At 44.3% G+C, this 22,500-nt stretch carries 15 protein-coding genes; 11 read left to right on the forward strand and 4 right to left on the reverse strand.

Annotated features, from left to right (window positions below; all coding sequences use genetic code 11):
• Positions 1 to 35 precede the first annotated feature (35 nt).
• Positions 36 to 2,060: a right-handed parallel beta-helix repeat-containing protein gene (locus DW769_RS07465; protein WP_118750187.1), complete on the forward strand. Its 2,025-nt coding sequence runs from the start codon at positions 36 to 38 to the stop codon at positions 2,058 to 2,060.
• Between the two features lie 125 nt (positions 2,061 to 2,185).
• Positions 2,186 to 4,174, forward strand: coding sequence for a right-handed parallel beta-helix repeat-containing protein (locus DW769_RS07470; protein ID WP_117762073.1), 1,989 nt, complete (start codon positions 2,186 to 2,188; stop codon positions 4,172 to 4,174).
• 86 nt (positions 4,175 to 4,260) lie between these two features.
• On the opposite strand, the gene DW769_RS07475 is transcribed toward DW769_RS07470, so the two are convergent.
• Complete coding sequence (locus DW769_RS07475; protein WP_022461245.1) at positions 4,261 to 5,457, reverse strand: cation:proton antiporter; 1,197 nt, start codon at positions 5,455 to 5,457, stop codon at positions 4,261 to 4,263.
• 254 nt (positions 5,458 to 5,711) lie between these two features.
• Between DW769_RS07475 and DW769_RS07480 the strand changes: the two genes are divergently transcribed.
• From DW769_RS07480 to DW769_RS07505, 6 genes are all read left to right on the forward strand, one after another.
• Positions 5,712 to 7,550, forward strand: a complete 1,839-nt coding sequence (locus DW769_RS07480; protein ID WP_118750188.1) for a six-hairpin glycosidase — start codon at positions 5,712 to 5,714, stop codon at positions 7,548 to 7,550.
• Between the two features lie 435 nt (positions 7,551 to 7,985).
• Positions 7,986 to 8,915 carry a calcium/sodium antiporter gene (locus tag DW769_RS07485; RefSeq protein ID WP_117801807.1) on the forward strand — a complete coding sequence of 310 codons (930 nt, stop codon included), beginning with the start codon at positions 7,986 to 7,988 and terminating at the stop codon, positions 8,913 to 8,915.
• 211 nt (positions 8,916 to 9,126) lie between these two features.
• The gene (locus tag DW769_RS07490; protein ID WP_055226132.1) at positions 9,127 to 9,492 is read left to right on the forward strand and encodes a BlaI/MecI/CopY family transcriptional regulator; all 366 of its coding nucleotides are present in this window, start codon (positions 9,127 to 9,129) and stop codon (positions 9,490 to 9,492) included.
• A gap of 29 nt (positions 9,493 to 9,521) precedes the next feature.
• A complete protein-coding gene (locus tag DW769_RS07495; RefSeq protein ID WP_118750189.1) occupies positions 9,522 to 10,736 on the forward strand; it encodes a M56 family metallopeptidase in 1,215 nt (404 codons plus the stop codon).
• A gap of 109 nt (positions 10,737 to 10,845) precedes the next feature.
• Positions 10,846 to 11,202 carry a hypothetical protein gene (locus DW769_RS07500; RefSeq protein ID WP_118750190.1) on the forward strand — a complete coding sequence of 119 codons (357 nt, stop codon included), beginning with the start codon at positions 10,846 to 10,848 and terminating at the stop codon, positions 11,200 to 11,202.
• A 90-nt stretch (positions 11,203 to 11,292) separates the two neighbouring features.
• Positions 11,293 to 12,561, forward strand: a complete 1,269-nt coding sequence (locus tag DW769_RS07505; protein WP_055226137.1) for an extracellular solute-binding protein — start codon at positions 11,293 to 11,295, stop codon at positions 12,559 to 12,561.
• 233 nt (positions 12,562 to 12,794) lie between these two features.
• On the opposite strand, the gene DW769_RS07510 is transcribed toward DW769_RS07505, so the two are convergent.
• On the reverse strand, positions 12,795 to 14,036 hold the full coding sequence (locus tag DW769_RS07510; protein WP_118750191.1) for an IS256 family transposase: 1,242 nt from the start codon (positions 14,034 to 14,036) through the stop codon (positions 12,795 to 12,797).
• Positions 14,037 to 14,431: 395 nt separating this feature from the next.
• Positions 14,432 to 15,064 (reverse strand): nucleotide exchange factor GrpE, encoded by a 633-nt coding sequence (locus DW769_RS07515; protein WP_118750192.1) that lies wholly within the window; start codon positions 15,062 to 15,064, stop codon positions 14,432 to 14,434.
• 250 nt (positions 15,065 to 15,314) lie between these two features.
• Between DW769_RS07515 and DW769_RS07520 the strand changes: the two genes are divergently transcribed.
• The 3 genes from DW769_RS07520 (at position 15,315) to DW769_RS07530 (ending at position 20,753) form a co-directional block, all read left to right on the forward strand.
• The gene (locus DW769_RS07520; protein WP_118666941.1) at positions 15,315 to 17,108 is read left to right on the forward strand and encodes a family 43 glycosylhydrolase; all 1,794 of its coding nucleotides are present in this window, start codon (positions 15,315 to 15,317) and stop codon (positions 17,106 to 17,108) included.
• A gap of 91 nt (positions 17,109 to 17,199) precedes the next feature.
• Entirely contained in the window at positions 17,200 to 19,353 is a 2,154-nt protein-coding gene (locus tag DW769_RS07525; RefSeq protein ID WP_118666940.1) for a glycoside hydrolase family 3 N-terminal domain-containing protein, read from the forward strand.
• Between the two features lie 14 nt (positions 19,354 to 19,367).
• The gene (locus tag DW769_RS07530; RefSeq protein ID WP_118750193.1) at positions 19,368 to 20,753 is read left to right on the forward strand and encodes a glycosyl hydrolase family 28 protein; all 1,386 of its coding nucleotides are present in this window, start codon (positions 19,368 to 19,370) and stop codon (positions 20,751 to 20,753) included.
• Between the two features lie 179 nt (positions 20,754 to 20,932).
• Here DW769_RS07530 and DW769_RS07535 read toward each other — a convergent pair whose 3' ends face one another.
• Positions 20,933 to 22,390: an alpha-L-fucosidase gene (locus DW769_RS07535; RefSeq protein ID WP_118666629.1), complete on the reverse strand. Its 1,458-nt coding sequence runs from the start codon at positions 22,388 to 22,390 to the stop codon at positions 20,933 to 20,935.
• Positions 22,391 to 22,500 lie beyond the last annotated feature (110 nt).

Here is a 22,500-nt window from a genome sequence, read left to right on the forward strand (position 1 = left end):
TTATGAAAAGTGAAGAAGTGGGAGGTAAGCGAAAAATGCAGATTTATGTAGATGGAAATGCTGTGCGAAGCGGAAATGGGCAGAAGGAATATCCATTTCAGACGATTTCCGAGGCGGCAAAAATTGCAAGGCCCGGTGACGAGGTGCTTGTAGCGCCTGGCGTATATCGGGAATATGTAGATCCGGCGAATGCGGGATGTGAGGATGCAAGAATTGTGTACCGTTCTGTGGAACCGGGAAAAGCTGTGATTACCGGTGCGGAAATTGTGGATAACTGGGAGCATTTGGAAGGTGATGTGTGGACAGCGCGCGTTTCAAACGGACTGTTTGGGGATTACAATCCATACACAACTCTGGTCAGCGGCGACTGGTTTATCGCATCCTACACGGCGCACACCGGAGAAGTGTATCTGAATGGAAAATCCATGTATGAGGTGACGAGCCTGGACAAGGTGAAAAAGCCGGAGATCTATAAAAAATCCTGGGATCAGGCATTCACGGTTTACACCTGGTACGTGGAGCAGGATGAAGAGAAGAATGAGACCGTTTTCTATGTGAATTTCCAGGGGAAAAGCCCGAATGAGGAAACGGTGGAAATTAATGTGCGCGAGAATTGCTTTTATCCATCGAAGGAGGGCATCGGTTATATCACGCTGTCCGGCTTTGTTGTAAAACAGGCGGCAACCCAGTGGGCTCCGCCGACGGCATATCAGGAAGGAATGGTCGGCCCGCACTGGTCAAAGGGATGGATCATCGAGGATTGTGAAATTTCAGATTCGAAGTGCTCGGGCATTTCACTTGGAAAATACAGACAGCCGAACAATGACAATAAATGGCTCAAATGGAAATTCAAAGATGGCACACAGACGGAGCGTGACTGTATCTGCCAGGCGCAGCGAGAGGGATGGACAAAGGAAAACATCGGAAGCCACATCATCCGCCGGTGCAACATCCACGACTGTGGACAGACGGGTATTGTAGGCCATTTAGGCGGTGTGTTCTCGATTATTGAGGATAACCACATTCACCATATCAATAATAAACAGAACCTTGCGGGTGCGGAGATCGGCGGCATCAAGATGCATGCGGCGATCGATGTGATCATTCGAAGAAACCATTTCCATCACTGTACGAGAGGCCTTTGGCTTGACTGGCAGGCACAGGGCACACGTGTTACGCAGAACCTGTTCCATGACAATACGCTGCCGAACGAGGAAAATGCAAATCCAGAAGGTATGGACGGTATCGGCGAGGATATCTTTATTGAAATTTCCCACGGACCGACACTGGTGGACAATAACGTACTGCTTTCGGACCGCGCGATGAAGCTGGCAACGCAGGGTGTTGCGGTAGTACATAACCTGATCGCGGGATCGTTTACTGCTGTCGGCCGCGGTGTCAACAATGGCTCCGACAAGCTGCCGTCGCCACGCTACACACCGTACCATGTGCCGCATCGCACAGAGATCAACGGATTTATGACGGTTCTTCACGGTGACTGCCGGTTCTACAATAATATCTTCATCCAGAAGCCGGTTCGTGCGGGAATGGAAGAAATCCGTAAACTGACCGGAGATAATGAGTGGGATGACGGAAATCTGACAGCAGGAACCGCACCGTACAGCGGATATCCGACATTGGAGGAGTACGTGGCAAGATTTGAGGGCTACTGCGGAATGGGTTCCGGAAAGTCACCGGATCTGTATTACGAGAAGCTGCCGGTATGGCTTGGCGGCAACGTTTACTTCAATGGGGCGAAGCCGGCGGAGCAGGAACAGGACGCTGTAGTGGATACCGAGCATGAAATCACCATCGGTGTAAAAGAAGAGAACGGAAAATGGAAACTGGAGACCAATGTTTACGATTATCTGCCGCAGAATGCCTGTGCAGTGATCTCAACGGAGACGCTTGGCATGGCATTTGAGCCGGAACAGAAATATGAGAATCCGGATGGAACGCCGATCGTGTTCCGATATGACTACTTCGGAAACCGTCAGGGCATTCATCCGCTGCCGGGCCCGTTTGCATCAAAAGAGGCTGCGGAAGAAGCATTATCGTAAAGAAATTCTATAGACCCGCAAAAAAATAGCGTAAAAAATTCAGCGCCGCAGAGAGTGAATGATTGCGTCACAGCCTTTTTTGCAGTGTTTTCGGGTTTTACTATAACAAAAAGGAGTATAGAGAAATGATTTACTATGTCAATAATTCCGCTCCGAAGAATGGAAACGGAACAAAAGAGATGCCGTTCAAGTTCATCAACGATGCGGCAAAAATTGCAAAGGCAGGAGATGAAGTTCTGGTTGCACCTGGTATTTACCATGAATATGTTGATCCGGTCAACGGAGGAACCGAGGATGCAAGAATCGTCTATAAGAGTGAGAAGCCGCTCGGCGCAAAGATCACCGGTGCGGAAACGATGAATGACTGGGAGCATTACAAAGATAATGTGTGGGTATGCCGTGTAGACAACGGAGTGTTTGGCAATTATAACCCATACACGACAATGGTCGGCGGTGACTGGTATTTTGCACCGGTGGTACGCCATACCGGCGCGGTTTATCTGAATGACCGCCAGTTATACGAGGCAGAGACGCTCGAGGAGTGTATCAAGGGCGAGGTTTATGCGCCGTCCTGGGAGCCGGAGTGGTCGGTTTACAAATGGTATACCGAGCAGGACAAAGAGAAAAATCAGACGGTCATCTACGCAAACTTCCAGGGTAAAAACCCGACGGAGGAAAAAGTAGAAATCAACGTGCGCCGGAACTGCTTTATGCCGTCGAAAACAGGCGTAAATTACATTACGTTCAGTGGATTTGATGTCAGCAAGGCAGCAACGACATGGGCGCCGCCGGCTGCTTATCAGGACGGTATGATCGGTCCGCACTGGTCGAAGGGATGGATTATTGAGGACTGTGAGGTCAGCAACAGCAAGTGCTGCGGTATTTCGCTCGGAAAATATTACGATCCGGAGAACGACCATTACTTTACCAGAAAACACGTAAAAAGCCCGACCCAGATGGAGCGTGATGCTGTGTGCCGCGGCCAGTATCACGGCTGGACGAAGGAGAACATCGGAAGCCATATCATCCGCCGCTGCCACATCCATCACTGTGAGCAGACCGGTATTGTCGGACGGATGGGCGGTGTGTTCAGTATCATTGAGGACAACCACATTCACAACATCAACAATATGCAGCAGCTTGGCGGAGCCGAGATTTCCGGCATCAAGATGCATGCAGCGATCGATGTTGTGATGAGAAGAAATCACATTCATCATTGTACGATGGGCATCTGGTGCGACTGGGAGGCACAGGGAACACGCCTGACCCAGAACCTGCTGCACGACAACTGCCCGCCGGAGGGAACACCAAAGGCAGAGGGCGCAATGATGAGTCAGGATATTTTCATCGAGGTTGGCCATGGTCCGACACTGATCGATAACAACATTATGCTCTCACCGGTCAGCGTTCGTATGGCGACCGATGGTATTGCCTGCGTACACAATCTGATGCTTGGCTCATTAACTGCAGTTGGCGGCGGAACAGGAGACCGTTACACGCCGTATCACATCCGTCACCGTACCGAGGTTGCCGGATTCATGACATTCCTGCATGGCGATGACCGGTTCTACAACAACATCTTTATCCAGAATTACCCGGTTGAGGAAACAGAAACGGTTGAGGACATGGGCTTCAAGATGGAGGATAACCAGGAGGTCGGAACGCATGTGTTCGACGAGTATCCGACCTATGACGAGTGGATCAGCCACTTTGAGCTGGATAAACCGGCCGACATGAGCAAGCTGGAGCCGTATCACAATAAATGTCATCTGCCGGTTTGGGTAAACGGAAACGCTTACTTTAACGGAGCAAAGGCGTGTGTGAATGAAAAAGAGAATCTTATGGATAACGAGAACCAGGTTAAGGTGGAACTTGTGGAAAAAGACGGCCACTATTCCATCAAGACGAACGTGTATGAGTTCCTGAAGGATTTCCGGACGGGAATTATTAACAGTGATATTTTAGGATACGCCTTCGAGCCAGAGCAGAGATTCGAAGATCCGGACGGAAGCACGATTATCTTCGATCAGGACTATCTTGGCGAGCACCGCGGCGTGGCAGCAATGCCGGGACCGTTTGCGGATGGAGCTGAGGCAGAGAAGATTCTGTGGTAGAAAAAATCAGAACTTACCGGTTGATATGAAAAAAACAGGGCGCTGTGCAGGAAATGGCACAGCGCCCTGTTTTGGTAAAAGGAAAGTCAGGATGCCTTTGCAGAATCTTTTGCCGTCGGCATTTTCTCGTATAAGATTTTCAGCATAATCGGTGTTGCAATACTCGAGAAGAGAATCAGCAGAATCACGGCACTGAAGAAATCGCCGGATAAAAAGCCTGCATTCAGACCCTTTTGCGCAACGATCAGACAGACTTCACCACGGGTCATCATACCGACACCGATTTTCAGGCTGTCGCCCCAGGTAAAGCCGCATCCCTTTGACATCAGGCCACAGCCGATAATTTTTGCGGCAAGGCCGACGATGACGAAACAGATGGCAAAGAGTACGAATTTCTCGTTCATGCCGCTGAGCGTTGTTTTGAGTCCGATACTTGCAAAGAAAATCGGTCCGAAAATCATATAGGAGCTGATATCCATTTTTTCTTCGATGTAATCGGAAGAATCGAGGGAACACAGGATAACGCCCGCAACGTATGCACCGGTAATATCGGCGATGCCGAAATATTTTTCGGAAATGTAGGACAGTCCGAAGCAGAGCGCAAGACCCAGAATCGGGAGACGGCGGGTGTGCGGAAATACGGAGTTCATGCGGTTGAACAGCTTAAAGCAGAGAAAACCGAGCACAATCGCAAGGGCAAAAAACAGAATGGTGGAGGCTGCTACTTTCAGCGGATTGGATGTCGGATCTTTAAAACCGATGACAACAGTCAGCACAATGATACCAATGACATCGTCGATGATGGCCGCATTTAAGATGGTTGTTCCAACCTCTGTTTTCAGCTTGCCGAGTTCTTTCAAGGCCTGTACGGTGATGCTGACCGATGTTGCAGTCAGAATAACACCGATAAAAACAGCGTGGTAAAATTCTTCCGTTCCGACAGCAGAGAAGCCATAAAAGCTCATGTATAAGATGGCTCCAAGAACGAGAGGAACAAAAACGCCGGCACAGGCGATCAGCAGGGATTTCACTCCGGTGCGGAGCAGATCCTTCAGGCTGGTGCCAAGACCTGCGGAGAACATCAGCAAAATGACACCGATCTCCGCCATCTGTGCGAGAAAGTCAGACTGCTGAACAAGTCCCAGCACACTGGGTCCAAGGACAATACCGGCAATCAGCTCGCCCACAACCTGCGGAGCCTTGCATTTTCTGGCAAGAATACCAAACAATTTTGCGAATACGATAATGATTGCCAGGTCTTTTAAAATGACATACGTATCCATGAAAAAGATACCCCCTTTTATGAAGTTTATGTATGTGTCGGCAGCTTGAAAGAGCAATGCCGGAGTTTGATACGCATACATTTTCAGTATAACAAAAATTGAGAAAAAATACTATCGGCAAGAAAGAAAAAATAAAGTAAAACGGAAAAAGAGATATAGAAAAGAGCATGTAGATATAGTATGATCAAAGCAGCAAATAAATTTTACATGGAGTTCAAAAAGCGGGATCAAAAAAACGAAAGGGGAAATAAAAAATGAGAGTTGGGAACGTGAAAGAAATTGTATTTTCCAAAGATCCAAAACAGATGAACTGGCTGCGGGAGGATTTCCCATACGCCGAGGTGAAATGCCCGCCGGAGTTTTCGGCTGAGGTGCAGAATGAGAAAGACGGAGATGTGCTGACAACGAAGATTGTGGTTTCTTACAACGGTGCGCATCCGTATTTTACAAATGCCGGAAGTATTGGGGTTTCATTTCCGTTGCAGGACCGCTACACGGACAGTGTGACCTGCCGTGACTATCGGTGTCATGCACATGTTTTCTGTGGGGAGAATACCAGTTATATTATGGCGCTCCGCATGGGCGGTGCGGCTCCGCATCTGGGAATGGTGCTCACAAAAGGCAGTCTTTCTGCTTACAGTATTGAGCGCGATCTGAAACTGCAGAGCAATGACAGAGGCTGCTTCTGGCTGCACCCGTCCGCACAGGAATTTGCGCCGGGAGATACAATGAAGCTGGAGTGGAAAGTATTTCCGCATCAGGGACGCGAAGATTTCCGGGAGAAATTAAGAGCATTTTCCCAGGTGATTCTGGTGGATGCGGAGCAGTATGTGATTTATCCGGGAGAGACGGGTAAGGTAACCATTGAACCGGTATTTCAGGCAGAAAATGTAACGGTAAACGGAACATCGCTGGAAAAGACGGAAAATGGTGTTTATGAATATCTGTTTGAAAATGAAAAAACAGGGGAGTATGTACTTTCGATCTGTGCCGACGAGGTGAAAACCACCTGCCGTCTTCTCGTGCAGGAGCGGCCGGAAACACTGGCTGCAAAACGGTGTGCGTTTATTGTTGATCACCAGCAGTATCATGGAAAGATCAAAGAACTGCAGGGTGCCTATCTGCCGTATGATAACGAAGAGAAACTTCTTGTCTGCACGCCGGAAAATGATTTCAATGCCGGACGGGAGCGTACCGGTATGGGTGTGCTGATTGCACGGGCACTGCAGCAGAATCTTTTAAAAGACCGGGAAAAAGCGGAGCAGAGTCTTCGTGAGTACCATGCATTCTATCTTCGCGAGCTGGTAAATGCATCAACTGGACTTGTATGCAACTGCTCAGGAAAAGACAACAGCTATTTCCGGCTTTACAACTATCCATGGGCAGTGACATTCTTTCTTGAATGCTGGAAGCTGTGGGGAGAAAAAGAAGATCTGAAGACAGCAGTTCGTATCACAGAGAAATTTTATGAACAGGATGGATTCCGTTTTTATCCGATTGAAATGCCGATTGTGATGCTCTGTCAAGAGCTGGAAAAAGCAGGAGAACAGGAGGATCTGAAAACAGTAAAAGATCTGTTCCAACGTCATGCCGACCAACTGATTGAGATCGGAACGGCTTATCCGGCTTCGGAGGTAAATTACGAGCAATCGATCGTACAGCCGGCGGCCGAAGTCATTCTTCAGGTTTACGAAGTGACCGGGGAAGAAAAATACCTGCGCGGAGCCGAGCAGCAGATCGCCGTCCTCGAACTCTTCGACGGCCAGCAGCCGGACTACCATCTGCATGAAATTGCAATCCGCCATTGGGACGGCTACTGGTTCGGAAAACGCAGAGTCTTCGGAGACACTTTCCCGCACTACTGGAGTGCAGAAAACGGTCGAACCTTCAAGCGTTACGCTCGCCTGACCGGAAACGAAGAATATAATATCCGCGGTGAGCATTCCCTGCGCGGCGTGCTGTCCATGTTCTTTGAGGATGGAACAGCGACCTGTGCGTACCTGTATCCGTATTCCGTCAACGGACAGAAAACCGATTTTGCCGATCCGTATGCCAATGACCAGGATTGGGGATTATGCATGAACCTGGAATAAAGAATGACCAGAACCTTCAAACTGAAATCATACAGAGTGATTCAGTTTGGAGGTTTTTTGGATTTGCAGAAGATGGATTCCGGCATGGTGTAAGAATAATGATATGATTTTCCTCAATGATGATGTAATAAAACCAGAACCAGACAAAGGATTTGTGAAAATCAAAAGGGTATGGAAACAATCCATACTCTATTTTTTCTTTTAAAAAGAGAAATAAAAAACGTTGACGAAAAAAAAGAAATTTGATAAACTGGAAAAATAAAAGGGAGTAGCTAGCCAACCGTGTTCACTTCTTCGTCAGTACAGCTATTGACATTCAATAACTCGGAAAGTGATTAAATAGCGAGACTTTTACTGTAGATGCAGTAGGAGTCTCTTTTTTTATGCCTATAACACCTGCTGCAAAGAATGCAAAAGAAAGAGAGGAAGATACGTATGATGTTACAGGCAGGAATTTTGATAGTGGGTTTCCTTTTTCTGGTAAAAGGAGCAGACTGGTTTGTGGAAGGGTCTGCAAGCATAGCAAGAAAGTTTGGAATTCCCCAGCTGATTATCGGACTTACCATTGTTGCAATGGGAACGAGTATGCCGGAGGCTGCTGTAAGTATTACCGCAGCGATGCAGCAGAACGCAGGAATTACGATAGGAAATGTGGTTGGAAGCAATATTTTGAATATTTTTATTATTCTCGGACTTACGGCATTAATAACAAATGTGGCAATACAAAGGTCTACCTTGTTTTATGAAATACCGTTTATGATGTTTGTTACGGTAGTTTTAATGATATGCGGAATGACAGGAGGAAAAGTAACGTTTGCCGAGGGCATAGTCTTATGGGCACTGTTTCTTGTATATCTTGGCTATTTGTTTGTAATGTCGAAAAAAGGGGAAAATCCGGAAGAGGAGGAAGCGAAAAATTATCCTGTCTGGAAATGTCTTCTTTTGATGGTGGCAGGCGGTGTCCTGGTTGTAAAAGGAAGTGATTTTGCCGTCAGCGGGGCAACCGAGATTGCCCGATACTTTGGAATGAGTGAGCGTTTTATCGGATTGACGATAGTTGCTCTCGGAACATCTCTTCCAGAGCTGGTAACATCTGTGACAGCGGCAAAAAGAGGAAATGCAGGGATTGCAATCGGAAATATTGTCGGAAGCAATATTTTTAATATTTTATTTGTAATTGGAACAGCCGCACTGATCTGTCCTGTGCCATTTGAAACTAAATTTATTGTAGACACAGGAATCGCAATTCTGGCAGGTCTGGTTTTATGGATTGGGACGTACAAGAACAGGGAATTACGGAAAACGTGTGGTGTCGTTATGCTTTTATGCTATGCAGGATATTTTGCATATTTATGTGTGGTATAAGATGAACCATTTTTGATGAAACCAGTATTTAGGCACCGACCATTTGGCCGGTGCTTTTGAAGTGCATTCAAAGCTATGCGAAACGGAAGAAAAAATCAAGAATCATGCTAGAATCTAGCTTCGGAAGGCGGAAAACAGTCCCAAAAAGTGCAACAATTTTCTGGAAAATATGCTATAATCTGGTCAAAGTAGAGAAAAGCGGAGAGTAGAAATGAAAAAATTACCAGAATCAGAACAGGAAATTATGATGATTGTATGGGAATATGCGGAACCTGTCAGCCGATTTCAAATTGAAGAGAAATTGAATGTAGAGAAAAACATTGCACCGAGTACCATTTTAACATTGCTTACTCGTTTGGAAAAAAAAGGATTTATTCAAAAAGTGAGGAATGGGAAATCAAATCTTTATGTACCATTAGTAGAAAAAGAAAACTATATAGGCACAGTTGGAAAAAACATGTTAGATAAAATGTTTCAAGGGTCATTAGCAAAATTCGCATCGTCATTGTATGATGGAGAAAAACTTAGCTCAAAAGAGGTTAAGCAATTGCAGGAATTTATTGACAGACAAAAATAGAAAAAGTGGTGTAGAGGACATAGTTACAGATGGCATTTATCATAAAGTGGAATCTTTTCATAGGCATAGTCGCATTTATGGCATATGTTGTACAAAAAATAATGGGGAAAAGACTCGGTCATTACTGGAGAAAGGTAGTCTGGATACTTCTGACAATTAAAATGTGCTTTCCGTTTTGGAGTGTGACGGAGAAATTCCGGCAACATTTTTTTATAATTTCTATGCCGGCATATTATATGGGGGAACAAAATCAAAAGACTGCGATCATGACGAAAATTGGAAACGTTTCAATTCGAGAGTGGATGTCAGGCGAAAAATTTTTGCCGTATATATGGCTTGCAGGGATGATTTTATGCCTTTTGTTTCACGCAATACAATATAGAATATGGAAAAAAAGAATATTTGCAGAATGTAAAAGAATGCAAAAAAATTCCGTATTAGAAGCTCTAAAAAAAGCAAGCGAAGTTTGTAAAATAAAAAAAACAGAAATATGGGTCTGTGAAAATCAAGATTTTTATTCTCCTATGTTGTTTGGTGTACGAAATACAAAAGTATTGATTCCACAAGAAATGCTGGAAACGGAAAATTATTCCTATGAAGAATGGTATTTGATTTTTTTACATGAATTGACACATCAGAAAAAACACGATTTATGGTATAAAAGGTTTCTTCAAATTATAAGGGATGTTTATTGGTTTTGTATCCCAATGCTGTGGGTGCAAAAAATGGCAAATATAGATATCGAATGTGTCTGTGATGAGACTGTTACAAAACATATGAATCTGACGCAACGGAAAGATTATTGCAATGTTATTTTAAAAGTGGCTTCAAAACAAACGAAAAAAGAATTGTCTGGAGTTGTTTCAATGGTATCAGAAACAGAGATACTGAAAGAACGATTTTACAATGTGTTTTTAGCAAGAAAAAAATTTCGAATATACGTCACTGTTTTTCTTTTTGGAATAATTATTTTGAGTTTTTCGGAAATGCAAATAGCGCGACAAATATGGTCATCATCGCATATAGAAAATTGTCCCAAATGCAAAGCTGCGGTACAAGGAGAAGTGGTTTGGAATGCATGGGAAAATGAAAAAAATGTAGTATGTACACATCAATATGCATGGGGAGATGACTTACAGAAAGCCAGATATGGAGTAGAAAAAATCAGGTGTAATGAATGTGGAAATTTTTTTGAGATAAAGATCAGGCAAGAAAAAATAGTCTGCCATGGGTATAATGATTAATTAGACAAATGTAGAAAAAGATTGACAAAAAGTAGGAAGTATGGTATTTTTTGTTATACAAATGTAGAACGTACGTTGACAGGTATAATAAATTTTTAAGGAGAAAAGTATGAAAGCGGTAAAGAAAAAAATTTCCATTTTTCTAATGACCTTAATGTTGGCCAGTACATTTTCTGCCAATGTAACAAAAGCGGATGTTATCGAAAGTAAGAATACTTTTGCGTATGAAGAAATTATGCCGTATGCTGCAGTTTGCCCGAGATGTGGAGGAAGAATAACATCGTCAACCGTATGGGGAAGCTGGATAAGCAGTGGTACAGTTACATGTACTCATGGTCACGCATGGGGAACTGATTTGAAGCAGTATAGAACAGGAATAAAAACTACAAAATGTTTAAATTGTAACGCAGGAAATACTGCTAATGTGAAAGAAACAAAAACAATTTGTCACGGATATGATAATTAATGGTTAAAACACAAGGCTGTTGTATGATATGTAAAAAAACAGAAGTCATGCAATAGCCTTGTGCTATATAGAAACATAGGGGGTAGCATAATGATGGGAAAAAGGTTGAAAGAAATTTTTGGTTTGATTCTGATTAACATCACATTAGTCAGTGGAAGCTTAAATGCAGAAACGGTATATGCAGATACACAAGCCAAGATTGAAATTGAGAAAACGGAAATGCCATTAAAAATTTGTGTTGATGAAGAAAATAAAAAAACGGTACTTCAAATAGTGGCAGCCTGGAAGAAAATATATAAAAATAATGGAGTGGAATTAATGGTAATCCCATCAGGGCAACAGGCTTCGGAAGAAAAAGTACAGGAGATCCAGAATGAAATTACGACGGGAGAAGGGCCGGATGTATTTTTCGCAGAAGGGCCGAATCCGACTTGGAGTGAGCAAAGAGTAGTTGTTTTTGAAGACCCCAAAAAAGAAATGTATCAGGGAACCTTTCTTTCGTTGAAACCATACATGAAATATTTTGATATAGATATTTTAGAAGAGAAGATTTTGTCTGCAGGTATGGCTAATGAGGAACAAATACTGCTTCCTATGACATACGATTATTTTCTATATGCATTTACAACACAGGATTTACCGGAAAATACAGAAATATCAAGAAATTGGCTGGAATTAGCCAGACAAAAAGAAAAAGCAATTCAACAGATTGTAGGGCAAAGAAGTGGGGTTCAATTTTTTGATACATTTAGTGAGGTGGTTGATTATAAGAAAAAAACACTTCTATATTCGGAAGAGCAGATAAAAAAAGTTTTGGATGAAACAGTAGCATTAAAAACAAGATCATTAGCTTTAAACTGGAAAATAAAAGATACAGGAGTAGTAAGTCTAAATGATTTGGAAGAACTTGGAGGTGAAAAAACAGTTCATACGGTATTTGCAATGCCGAATCAGGAAGGCGGATTCACTGCAAATGTTACACTTTATGCAGGAATTAATAAGAACACAAAGCAACCTTTAAAAGCAGTCTCCTTTTTACAAATGCTATACAGTGAAGAAGTTTTATCGGGAAAAGGAATAGAGTTAGAAGATAAAAGAGAGGCAAGCAATATAAGATTTCCGCAAGGGGTTTCTATTTACAAAAAGGAACTAGAAAAACGAATGCGGAGTCTTTCGAGACAAGATCAAAAACAAATCAAAACGATACAGGAAGAAGTAAAAACTGTTCGATTTTATTCGGTATGGGACAGGGAACTTAATTCCTTATTATCTAAGTATGAGGCACAGGAAGATGAAAAGCAAAAAGAGCATGTCTTCATAAAAACAATACAGAAATGGAAGGAAAAAATACAGAAATGACATAAAAAATCAGTCCTGTGGAGTGAGAGTTGCAAGAAACAGATTTTCCGGAGTACTGTGGAACAGTCTGTAAGAGACTGTGAGAAAAAGTCTGTAAATAAGATTCTTCTATGATATGCAAAGGTGGTGAGCTTACAGTTTGAGCTTTTCACCCTTGTTTTATATATAACAGTTGTTGAATGGCATGTCAAGAGCAGGCGGTTTTCCGCCTGTCTTGATCGTCGGTTTACTCGTTATTCTGGAAGACGACCTTCGTACATAATACTCAGTTCGCCATATACCTGCGCCCAGTTTCGAATCGTACTGGTCCATTTTTTCGTAGCCTCAAAAGTGGCCAGGTACAGCGCTTTTAAAAGGGCCGTATCGCTTGGGAATACGCTTCTCTGCCGATTCAGCTTCCGATAGGTGGAATTCAGGGATTCAATCGCATTGGTGGTATAAATCATCGTTCTGACCGTCGTTGAAAACTTGAAAATTGGAGAGATGGCATCCCAGTTATCCTTCCAGCGTTTCATGGAATTCGGATATTTGGGAGACCATTTTTCAGTTACACGATCTAAGGCTGCCAGCGCTTTCTTTTCATCTGCGGCCTGATAAATGGTCTTCAGATCCGCTGCAAATGCTTTTCTGTCCTTGTCAGGGACATATTTCAGTGTGTTTCTTACCTGGTGTACGATACAGCGCTGATACTCGGTTTTTGGAAAAGCAGCAGCGATTGCTTCTTTGATGCCGGTTAAACCATCTGCACAGATGATTAATACATCTTTGACACCCCGGTTTTTCAGTTCGTTCATAACGGAAAGCCAGTATTTTGCGCTTTCATTGTCTCCAACGCTGATGGTCAGAACCTCTTTCTTTCCTTCCGTGTTGATTCCAAGAATCACGTAAGCTGCAAGCTTTCGGATCACACCATTATCTCTTACGGAATAGTGAATTGCGTCAATGTAGAGAATGGGATAGACTTCGTCCAACGGCCGGTTCTGCCAGTCTTCGATCTGTGGCAGGATCTTATCGGTTACATCGGAAATAAAACTCTCCGAGGTTTCAAAGCCATAAATATCTTCGATGGTTTCGGAAATCTGTCGGGTAGTCATTCCTTTGGCATACATAGAAATAATCTTCTGATCAATATCAGAAATATCTTTCTGACGTTTTTTCACCACCTGTGGTTCAAATGTTGATTTTCGGTCCTGCGGCACTTCGATTTCCATCGATCCATATCGGCTGTTGACCTGTTTGCGCTTATACCCATTGCGGTAATCATCATGATCCGAACGTTCTGATTTTTCATAGCCGAGATGATCGTCCATTTCCGCTTCCATCATTTCCTTAATGGTACCGCCTAAAAGATCCTTGAGCGCATCCTGGATGTCTTCAGCAGACTGGATATCATACTCTTCCAGGAGCTGATGGATGATGTTTCGTTTTCCTTCGGTCATTTGTACTCGATGTACCGGTTTCTTTTGTCTTGCCATAATAAAAGGTCCTCCTAATGATATTTATTGTATCATAGAAGAACCTTCCAAACATTATTTTACAGAAAAAGTTTCATACTCTCGTCTGTAAAGCCAAAGCGGATATTCGCAATCCGCTTCGTTACTTGCTCATAACTGAATAGCTGCTTCACAGCTTATCAGGACTTGGTTGATTCGGTTAAATTCTTTTAGGGTTTGTCAAGGGTGATGAGGAGCTTTAAAAACAGGCTCCTCTTCACCCTTAATTTATATATCGGTTAATGATCTGTGCGTTTGAGAAATTGATTCGTATATATCAAGACACACATGACAGAGTATTATTTTTGACAGGAATGATGAAACCATTATTTAAGCACCGACCATTTGGCCGGTGCTTTTGAAGTGTATTCAGAGCATTACTTTTGACAGGAATTTTTAGAAACAATAACCTTTGTCGGTCGATACAGTTTTTCTCCGAAGAAGTAGCCTTTCTGTATTTCCTCGACAACTCTGTCTTCTTCCACCCGGTCTGTCTCTTCGATGTGTACTGCATCATGGATATGAGGATCAAATATTGCACCATTTGCTTCAATCGGCAAGACATTCAGCTGGTATAAATTCTGTGCCAAAGCTGTACGGAAATCCATCATAAGAAGCTTTTCATCCAGATAGGCCCAGCGATTTGTCGTTCGTTCCGAACTGACAATTCCATATTCAAGATTGTCTTTTACAGCCAGCAGCTTTTCAATCCATGTGCTGACCCGGATGTTTGTATCTCCGTCATGACAGTCTGCAAATACTTCTTGTGTCTGTCTGGCGATCATCTGGATTCCCTTTCCAATTGCAGAATCCTTCGTTGTGGGGTTCAGATTTTTTGCACCCAGGCAAAACTCTTTTCCGGCCTGAAGTACATTTGCGAGAAGCTGTTTCGGCACGAAAACGGTGTTTATCGGGAAAGGTTCCGGTTTTTCTTCTGTGAATTGACTCAAATCTATCTTTGCACGTTTCTCTCCTGATTGCAGTATCAGGGTAAAATCGCCGCATTCCATTCCAACCTCGATCCATGCTGAAAACTCGGCTTGCAGATCTTGTTTTCTGCAATTTGAAATTACACGAATTATAAATCCAACACAGGAATTTGTCCAATACCTGAGACAAAAAAACAGTCCAAAAAGTGCAACAAAAAAGTCAAATCAGAACATTTCCTTTCTTTGCGGGATATGCTAAACTTTTTCTATCATAAGAAAAAAGGATGTACGAACAGGGGTTTTTACGTACTGTCCGGAAAGAGGAATTTTGATGAAAAAACAGTATTTCTGCAATCCGTTAAATATGGATTACCGTTACCAGTTTATTCAGGATATGAGAAGCGGTGAGGACAAGATTTCCCGCGAGGCCGCCGATCCGTCGATGATTTTATTTCAGGGAAAGTATTATATTTTTGCGTCCATGACGTTGAGCGTCTGGGTTTCGGAGGATATGGTGCACTGGGAGAGCCACCGGCTGCCGGAGAGCCTGCCGCTGTATGACTATGCGCCGGATGTGCGCGTGGTCGGCGATTACGTGTATTTCAGCGCATCCCGTCGTGGCACGATCTGCGATTTTTACCGTACGAAAGATATCTTAAACGGTCCGTTTGAGCGCATTCCGGGAACTTTCGATTTCTGGGATCCGAACCTGTTTCTTGATGATGACGGAAAGCTCTATTTTTACTGGGGATGCAATAACGTGACTCCGATCTGGGGTGTGGAGCTTGACCCGGAGACAATGATTCCAAAGGCAGAGAGAAAAGAACTGATCTACGGTCAGCCGGAAAAAATCGGATACGAGCGCGTCGGAGAAAATCATTCCAAAATGCCGCTGAGTGAAGAAGAAGCCGTTGAAAAATTCAAAGAATTTCTGAAAGCACAGGGAAAAGATGCGGATCATCTGACGGAGGAGCAGATCGGGTTTGCCAAAATCATGTTCAGCCAGAGACCGTTCATCGAGGGCGCATGGATGACAAAGCACAATGGAATCTATTATCTCCAGTATGCCGGCCCGGGAACGGAATACAACGTTTACGGTGACGGTGTTTACGAGAGCGATTCCCCGCTTGGCCCGTTCCATCTGGCAAAGAACAATCCATATTCCTATAAACCGGGCGGATTCCTGCGCGGTGCAGGCCACGGTTCGACGATGGAAGACCGCTATGGAAACTGGTGGCATACCGCGACAATGCAGATCAGCAAAAACCACGATATGGAGCGTCGTGTTGGCATCTGGCGGGCAGGCTTTGACGAAGATGGTGTCCTGTTCTGCAATCAGCAGTTCGGCGACTGGCCGATGGCAGTGGAGCAGGCAAAAGAAGATCCATGGGCAAAACCGGAGTGGTATCTCTTAAGCTATCAGAAAGCAATGAGTGCATCGTCCTCTGAAGAAGGCAGAGAACCGTCGTTTGCGGCAGATGAAAATATCCAGACCTGGTGGCGCGCCACCGGAAATCAGCCGGGCGAGTGGATTTCGATGGATCTTGGTGAGGTAAAAGATGTCCGCGCCGTACAGATCAATTTTGCGGATGATAAAATCGATGTACCCCTGCCGGGCGAGCGTCAGGGCGAACGATATATCGACCCGAGTCAGCATAAAACAAGATGGCTGCTTGAGGCATCCGCCGATGGAACAAACTATTTTGCCCTGGCAGACAAATCAGACGCAGAAACTAATCTGCCACACGATTTCGTTGTAAAAGAAGAGGGTGTACAGATCCGCTATCTGAAACTTACTGTTTTTGAAGTACCGTACAATCAGAATCCATGCATCTCCGGCTTTCGTGTCTTCGGACTCGGCAACGGCGAAAAACCATTCGCACCGCAGTATCAGGCAGAACGAACCGGAACCATGGATATGCGCATCACCATTGAGCCGCAGACAGACGCCGTCGGATACAACGTCCTCTGGGGTTTTGCTCCGGACAAGCTGTATCACAGCTGCATGACCTTTATGCCGGAGCAGAATATTGGCGCGCTGGTCGAAGGCGAAACGGTATATGTGAGAGTCGATGCGTTTAATGAAAATGGAATTACGGAAGGAACCGTAAGGCCGCTTGTATGATACAATTATATTGAAAAAGCAGAAAAACAGCTCAGGTGCTCTTTGGAGAAATGAACATTAGAAATAAACAGATCAAACATAAGGAGTAATCATGGAAATAGATAAATTGCAGCAATTGCTTTCAGAAATGTCTTTGCAGGAAAAAATAGGACAGATGGTACAGCTTACCGGTGTATATTTTGACAAAGAGGCAGTGCTTACCGGTGTTGTTGGCGAACAGTTACCACCGGAATGGATCATTCAATATGCCGGTTCAGTGCTAGGAGTGATCGGTAAAGATAAAATTTATGATATCCAGAGCAGATATATGGAACAGCATCCCCATCATATCCCGCTTCTCTTTATGGCAGATGTTATCCATGGATGTCGGACGATTTTTCCGATTCCGTTGGGGCAGGCGTGTTCATTTCATCCGGAACTGGTGTCTGAGGCGGCTTCTATAGCTGCCTCGGAGGCATCTTCAGAAGGGCTCAGAGCAACATTTTCTCCTATGATTGATGTTTCAAGAGATCCCAGATGGGGAAGGATGATGGAATCCTTTGGAGAAGATCCATATGTAAATGGGATCATGGGAAAAGCAATGGTAGATGGCTATCAGCAGAAAGATGATGCCGGAATAGCGGCATGCCTGAAGCATTTTGCGGGTTATGGAGCAGTGAATGCAGGCCGGGAATATAATGATGTTGAAATATCCCAGCGAACATTTCTGGAACAGTATGTAAAACCTTTCCGCATGGCGTTGAAGGCAAAACCTGCTATGGTTATGACCGCTTTTAATGCCATAGACCGAAAACCGATCAGTGGGAATAAGGAACTTCTCAGAGACCTTCTGCGGGATAAAGAAGGATTTGATGGTACAGTGATCTCAGACTGGGGTTCCATCGGACAGCTGGAAGAACAGGGTGTGGCAGCCGATATGGATGAAGCGGCGATTCAGGCCATAGAAGCCGGAGTGGATATAGATATGATGAGTCCTGCTTATATGTTCCGACTGGAGGAACTGGTGAAGAACGGACAGATTCCGGAATCATTTATCGACGAAAGTGCATTCCGGGTCCTGATGATGAAAAATCAGCTTGGGCTTTTTGAAAATCCGTTTGCCGGTCTTGGAAAGAGTGGAAAACTTACTCTGCATAACCGGGAAAAAGCATATCAGCTGGCTGGCGAAAGCTGTGTCCTTTTGAAAAATGAAAAGCTGCTGCCATTAAGCATGAAGAAGAAAGTTATCTGGGCAGGTCCTTATACAGCGTCAAGAGAATTCTTAAGCCGCTGGTCAATTTTTGGAGAACATGAGGCAGTTGAAACAATAGAAGATATTTTACAAAAAAAGCAGATAGAAGCAGAATGTATTACAGGATGCAATATTCTTTCTGATGAAGAGTGTAAGGTATGGCAGGTGGAACAGGAAGTGTCTGACAAGCCAAGGGATGAGCAGTGGCTGGAAACGATAACCCATGAAGATACGGTTGTATGTGTACTTGGGGAACATGAGTCCCAGTCAGGAGAGGCTGCCAGCAGGGCATTCCTGACTTTGCCGGAAGAACAGCAGGTGTTATTTGAAAAAATAGCAGAACGTACAAGTAATATTGTGACTGTGGTAATTACAGGAAGACCATTGGACCTGCGGAGGATATCAGAAAGATCCAAGGCTGTCATTATGGCATGGAGACCCGGCACTATGGGAGCTGAAGCAATCATAGATCTTGTGTATGGCAGAATAAACCCTTCCGGCAAATTAGCTGTGAGTATCCCATGGTGTGTGGGACAGGTGCCCATAAGCTACTGGGATGTAAAAACCGGACATATACTTACAGAAGATAATTCAGAAAATCGTTTCACCAGCAGATATATGGATATCCCAAATACGCCGTTATATCCATTTGGCTATGGATTGTCCTATACAGAGTTTGATATTTCGGACATTGATGTGCAGACAGGACAGGATAAAAAAGTACATATACATTGTAATGTGTGCAATACAGGGAATGTTGCGGGAGCAGAAGTAGTCCAGTGTTATTATGAAACATTATATGCATCTGTAGTACGTCCAAAGAAAGAACTTGTCCGTTTCCGAAAGGTTTTCCTGGAGCCGGGGGAAAAGAAGGATGTAGATTTCTTGATTGACCAGGAAGAATTTTCATATTATGGGAAAAACATGGAAACCGTCAGCAGCGGAATGAAACTGCGTATCAGTATTGGAAACAGTAGTGACCACCTTGTTTCTGAGAACATTATACGAGCATAGGAGGGAAAAGAGACATGAAGGATTTTGAAAATGATTTGATTTATTATCCTAATCCGGACCCGGTCAAGGAACCGAGATTTATTTTAAATTCTGTAGATGAATTGGAAAAATCAGCAAAATACAGTGTTACCTGCAATGGAACAGAGCGAGTGGTATACCATACAGATTCGTTTGACTATGTTGTAGTAGTAGATAACGAAGCGTATGATCTGGAGATTTCAATCCATGCATCATATGAAAAACTTGAAATCCGTCCGTCCAGCTTTGGCATAGTTCCTTCTGTAAAAGGAGAAACAGTCCATATCCATCTTGATGAGCCGAGAAAGTTTACTGTAGAGACAGATGGTGGTCTTCATGATGCATTGTTTGTACTTTGCTCGCACAGGATTGAGAAACCGGCAGATACCACCATCTGCTTTGAAAAGGACAAGGTATATAATGTAGGAGTTCTTACCTTAAAGTCCAATGATACGGTTTATATTGAGGAAGGTGCTGTTGTATCAGGGTGTGTATATGCAGACCATTGTGACAATATTTCCATTGTAGGAAACGGAATTATCAACGGAGCCTGCTGGCATCTGCCGGACAGTAATGCACACCGTTTCTTTATCTATACCAAGTGGTGTAATAATGTACTCTTAAAAGGCTTTACGGCTGTAGACGGACCTTCCTGGCATGTAGTTCCTGCGGCGTGTGACCATGTTGTGATTGATAATATGAATATTATGTCGAGGATTGTAACGGGAGACGGTATTGATATTACGAGCAGCCAGGATGTAGAGGTGAAAAATTGCTTTATCCGTTCCACAGACGACAGTATCTGCATCAAATCCCAAAGATTGTTTGAAGATCCGTCAACGGTACGTGATGTAACAAAAGTGCGTGTTCACAATAACGTAATCTGGAATGCAGAACCCGGTAATGCCATAGAGCTTGGTTATGCCCTTCAGAGCGAAATCCACGACCTGGTATTTGAAGACTGTGACATCATACACTGCCAGTATGAAGGAAACATGGGTGGTGCGGCGATTTCCATCCATCAGGCAGATGGCGGTCATGTTCATGATATACATTATAAAAATATCAGAGTAGAGCAGGCAGAACAGAAACTGTTCGATATTAAGGTTTTGCTTTGCAAATATACGGAACAGCTTGCCAAAGGAGAGATTAATGATATCTATTTTGATAATATCCAGGTGCTGAACGGAGATATCCCGGTTTCCGTGATCCGGGGGTACCAGACACCGACAGAAGAAGTACGTGTTCATGATGTCCATTTTGATAACATTACTTTTATGGGGAACAAGTGTGAAACCTGGCAGGATATGCGGCTAGTCACAGAACTGGCAAATGATATTTACGTCAACGGTGTCAGAACATGCAGACAGATGAAATTCTGAGAATATTACCATATAGGGAAGATTCAACTTCTTAAATGAATATAGTTTTTTCAATTATATTGAAAAAGCAGAAAAACAGTTCAGGTGCAGAAATGCACTTGAACTGTTTTGACGTTAGGCGTATCAATGACTAATCCAGCCGACCTGAATGGATCAAGGAAACGTTTACACTTGTTGATTTACCGTTCTTTCTTCATCTCAAACACCAACGCAATCGGTGCTGAGCCTCTTCGGTATCCTGCCGGAACGGTGATGCAAAGTCCGCCTTCCACTTCTCTGAAAGCAACCGTTTCCCCATTCTCCACCATGCAGATCTCAGAAATCTTCTCTTCTGTATACGGCACGAAAATCTCAGCCTCTACCGATTCCTGCACCGTCGGATACAGCCGGAATACATACACGGAGTCACCCTTCTGTGTGAACGAAAGGTTTCCGCTCTGGTACGGTGCGCAGACGCGGGTTCCGTAGATGGCGTCGCCGTAGGTTTTCATCCACTGTCCAAAGCCGTTCAGGCTGTCCCAGGCGTCGACCGGGATACGGCCGTCTGGCTGCGGGCTGACGTTCAGTGCCATGTTGCCGCCTTTGGCAACGATGTTAACCAGCAGGCCGACGAGTTCACGCGGGGATTTGTAGTGATCGCCGTATTCGTACGTAAAGTCTACGCCGAGTGTCAGGCAGCTCTCCCACGGAACGTTCAGCGGCTCTTCCGGAATGCAGAGCTCCGGGGTAACGTAGTTCTCATAAGCGCCGCCGATCGTACGGTCAACGGAGAGAACCCATGGCTGAATCTTACGCGCTTCGTCAACGATCCCGCCAAGATCGATATCCTGTCCGTTATGCTCGCACACCCAGCCGGCATCGAACCAGAGAATATCCAGCTTGCCGTAATTCTCGCAGAGCTCCAGCACCTGATTCTTTGTATATTCTTTAAAACGGTTCCACACTTCCGGGTACTCCTTCGGATCGTAGGATGGTCCGCGGGATGTCATGCCGTCTTTTCTAAGCTCCTCATTCCAGTAGTCCGGGCAGTGCCAGTCTGCTTTGGAAAAGTAAGCGCCGATGCCGATGCCTTTCTTACGGAATGCATCAAACATGGATTTCACGATATCCGCATTTTTGTGCTCATGGAACGGGCAGTCCTCTGCGGTTGTCTTATAATCGGTATATTTCGTATCCCAGAGGCAGAATCCGTCGTGATGCTTTGTGGTCAGAATCAGATATCGGAACCCGCAGTCCTCTGCCATCTGTGCCCACTCCTCCGGCTGGAAGCGGACTGGGTTGAACGAACGGTTCAGATTAAAATACTGTTTTTTGAACGTTTCTCCGTCTGCCCAGTTTACCTGGTGGCGGGACCAGTCAGAATCCTTGTCACTTAATGCCCAGGAAGCAACCATACCCGGCTGGCAGTACAGACCGAAATGCATCATCAGTGCCAGTTTCTGGTCCTGGAACCACTCAAGCTGCTGCAGAATGGCCGGATCGGTCGGACGCACATACGTTTCAGCGGCGCTGTAGTTGTGAACACCCTGGGAAACAATTTCCTGTTCCGGATCAGCGGGTGCTTCATTGCTCCGGATATCGATGGTCGGTTCTGGTGTTCTGTTTTGATCTTCGTGTTCTAAGTTCTCTGTGCTCATAAGAGAGTCTCCTTCTCATCAAGATAAAATTCACACCAATACTCGAAAATACAGCCAGAACCCGTAAAGAACCGGTTTTGGCACTACAATTAAGAAAGAATCCTGCTTTA

Source organism: Blautia sp. AM29-29, from assembly GCF_003480555.1.
Lineage (GTDB): Bacteria > Bacillota > Clostridia > Lachnospirales > Lachnospiraceae > Fusicatenibacter > Fusicatenibacter saccharivorans.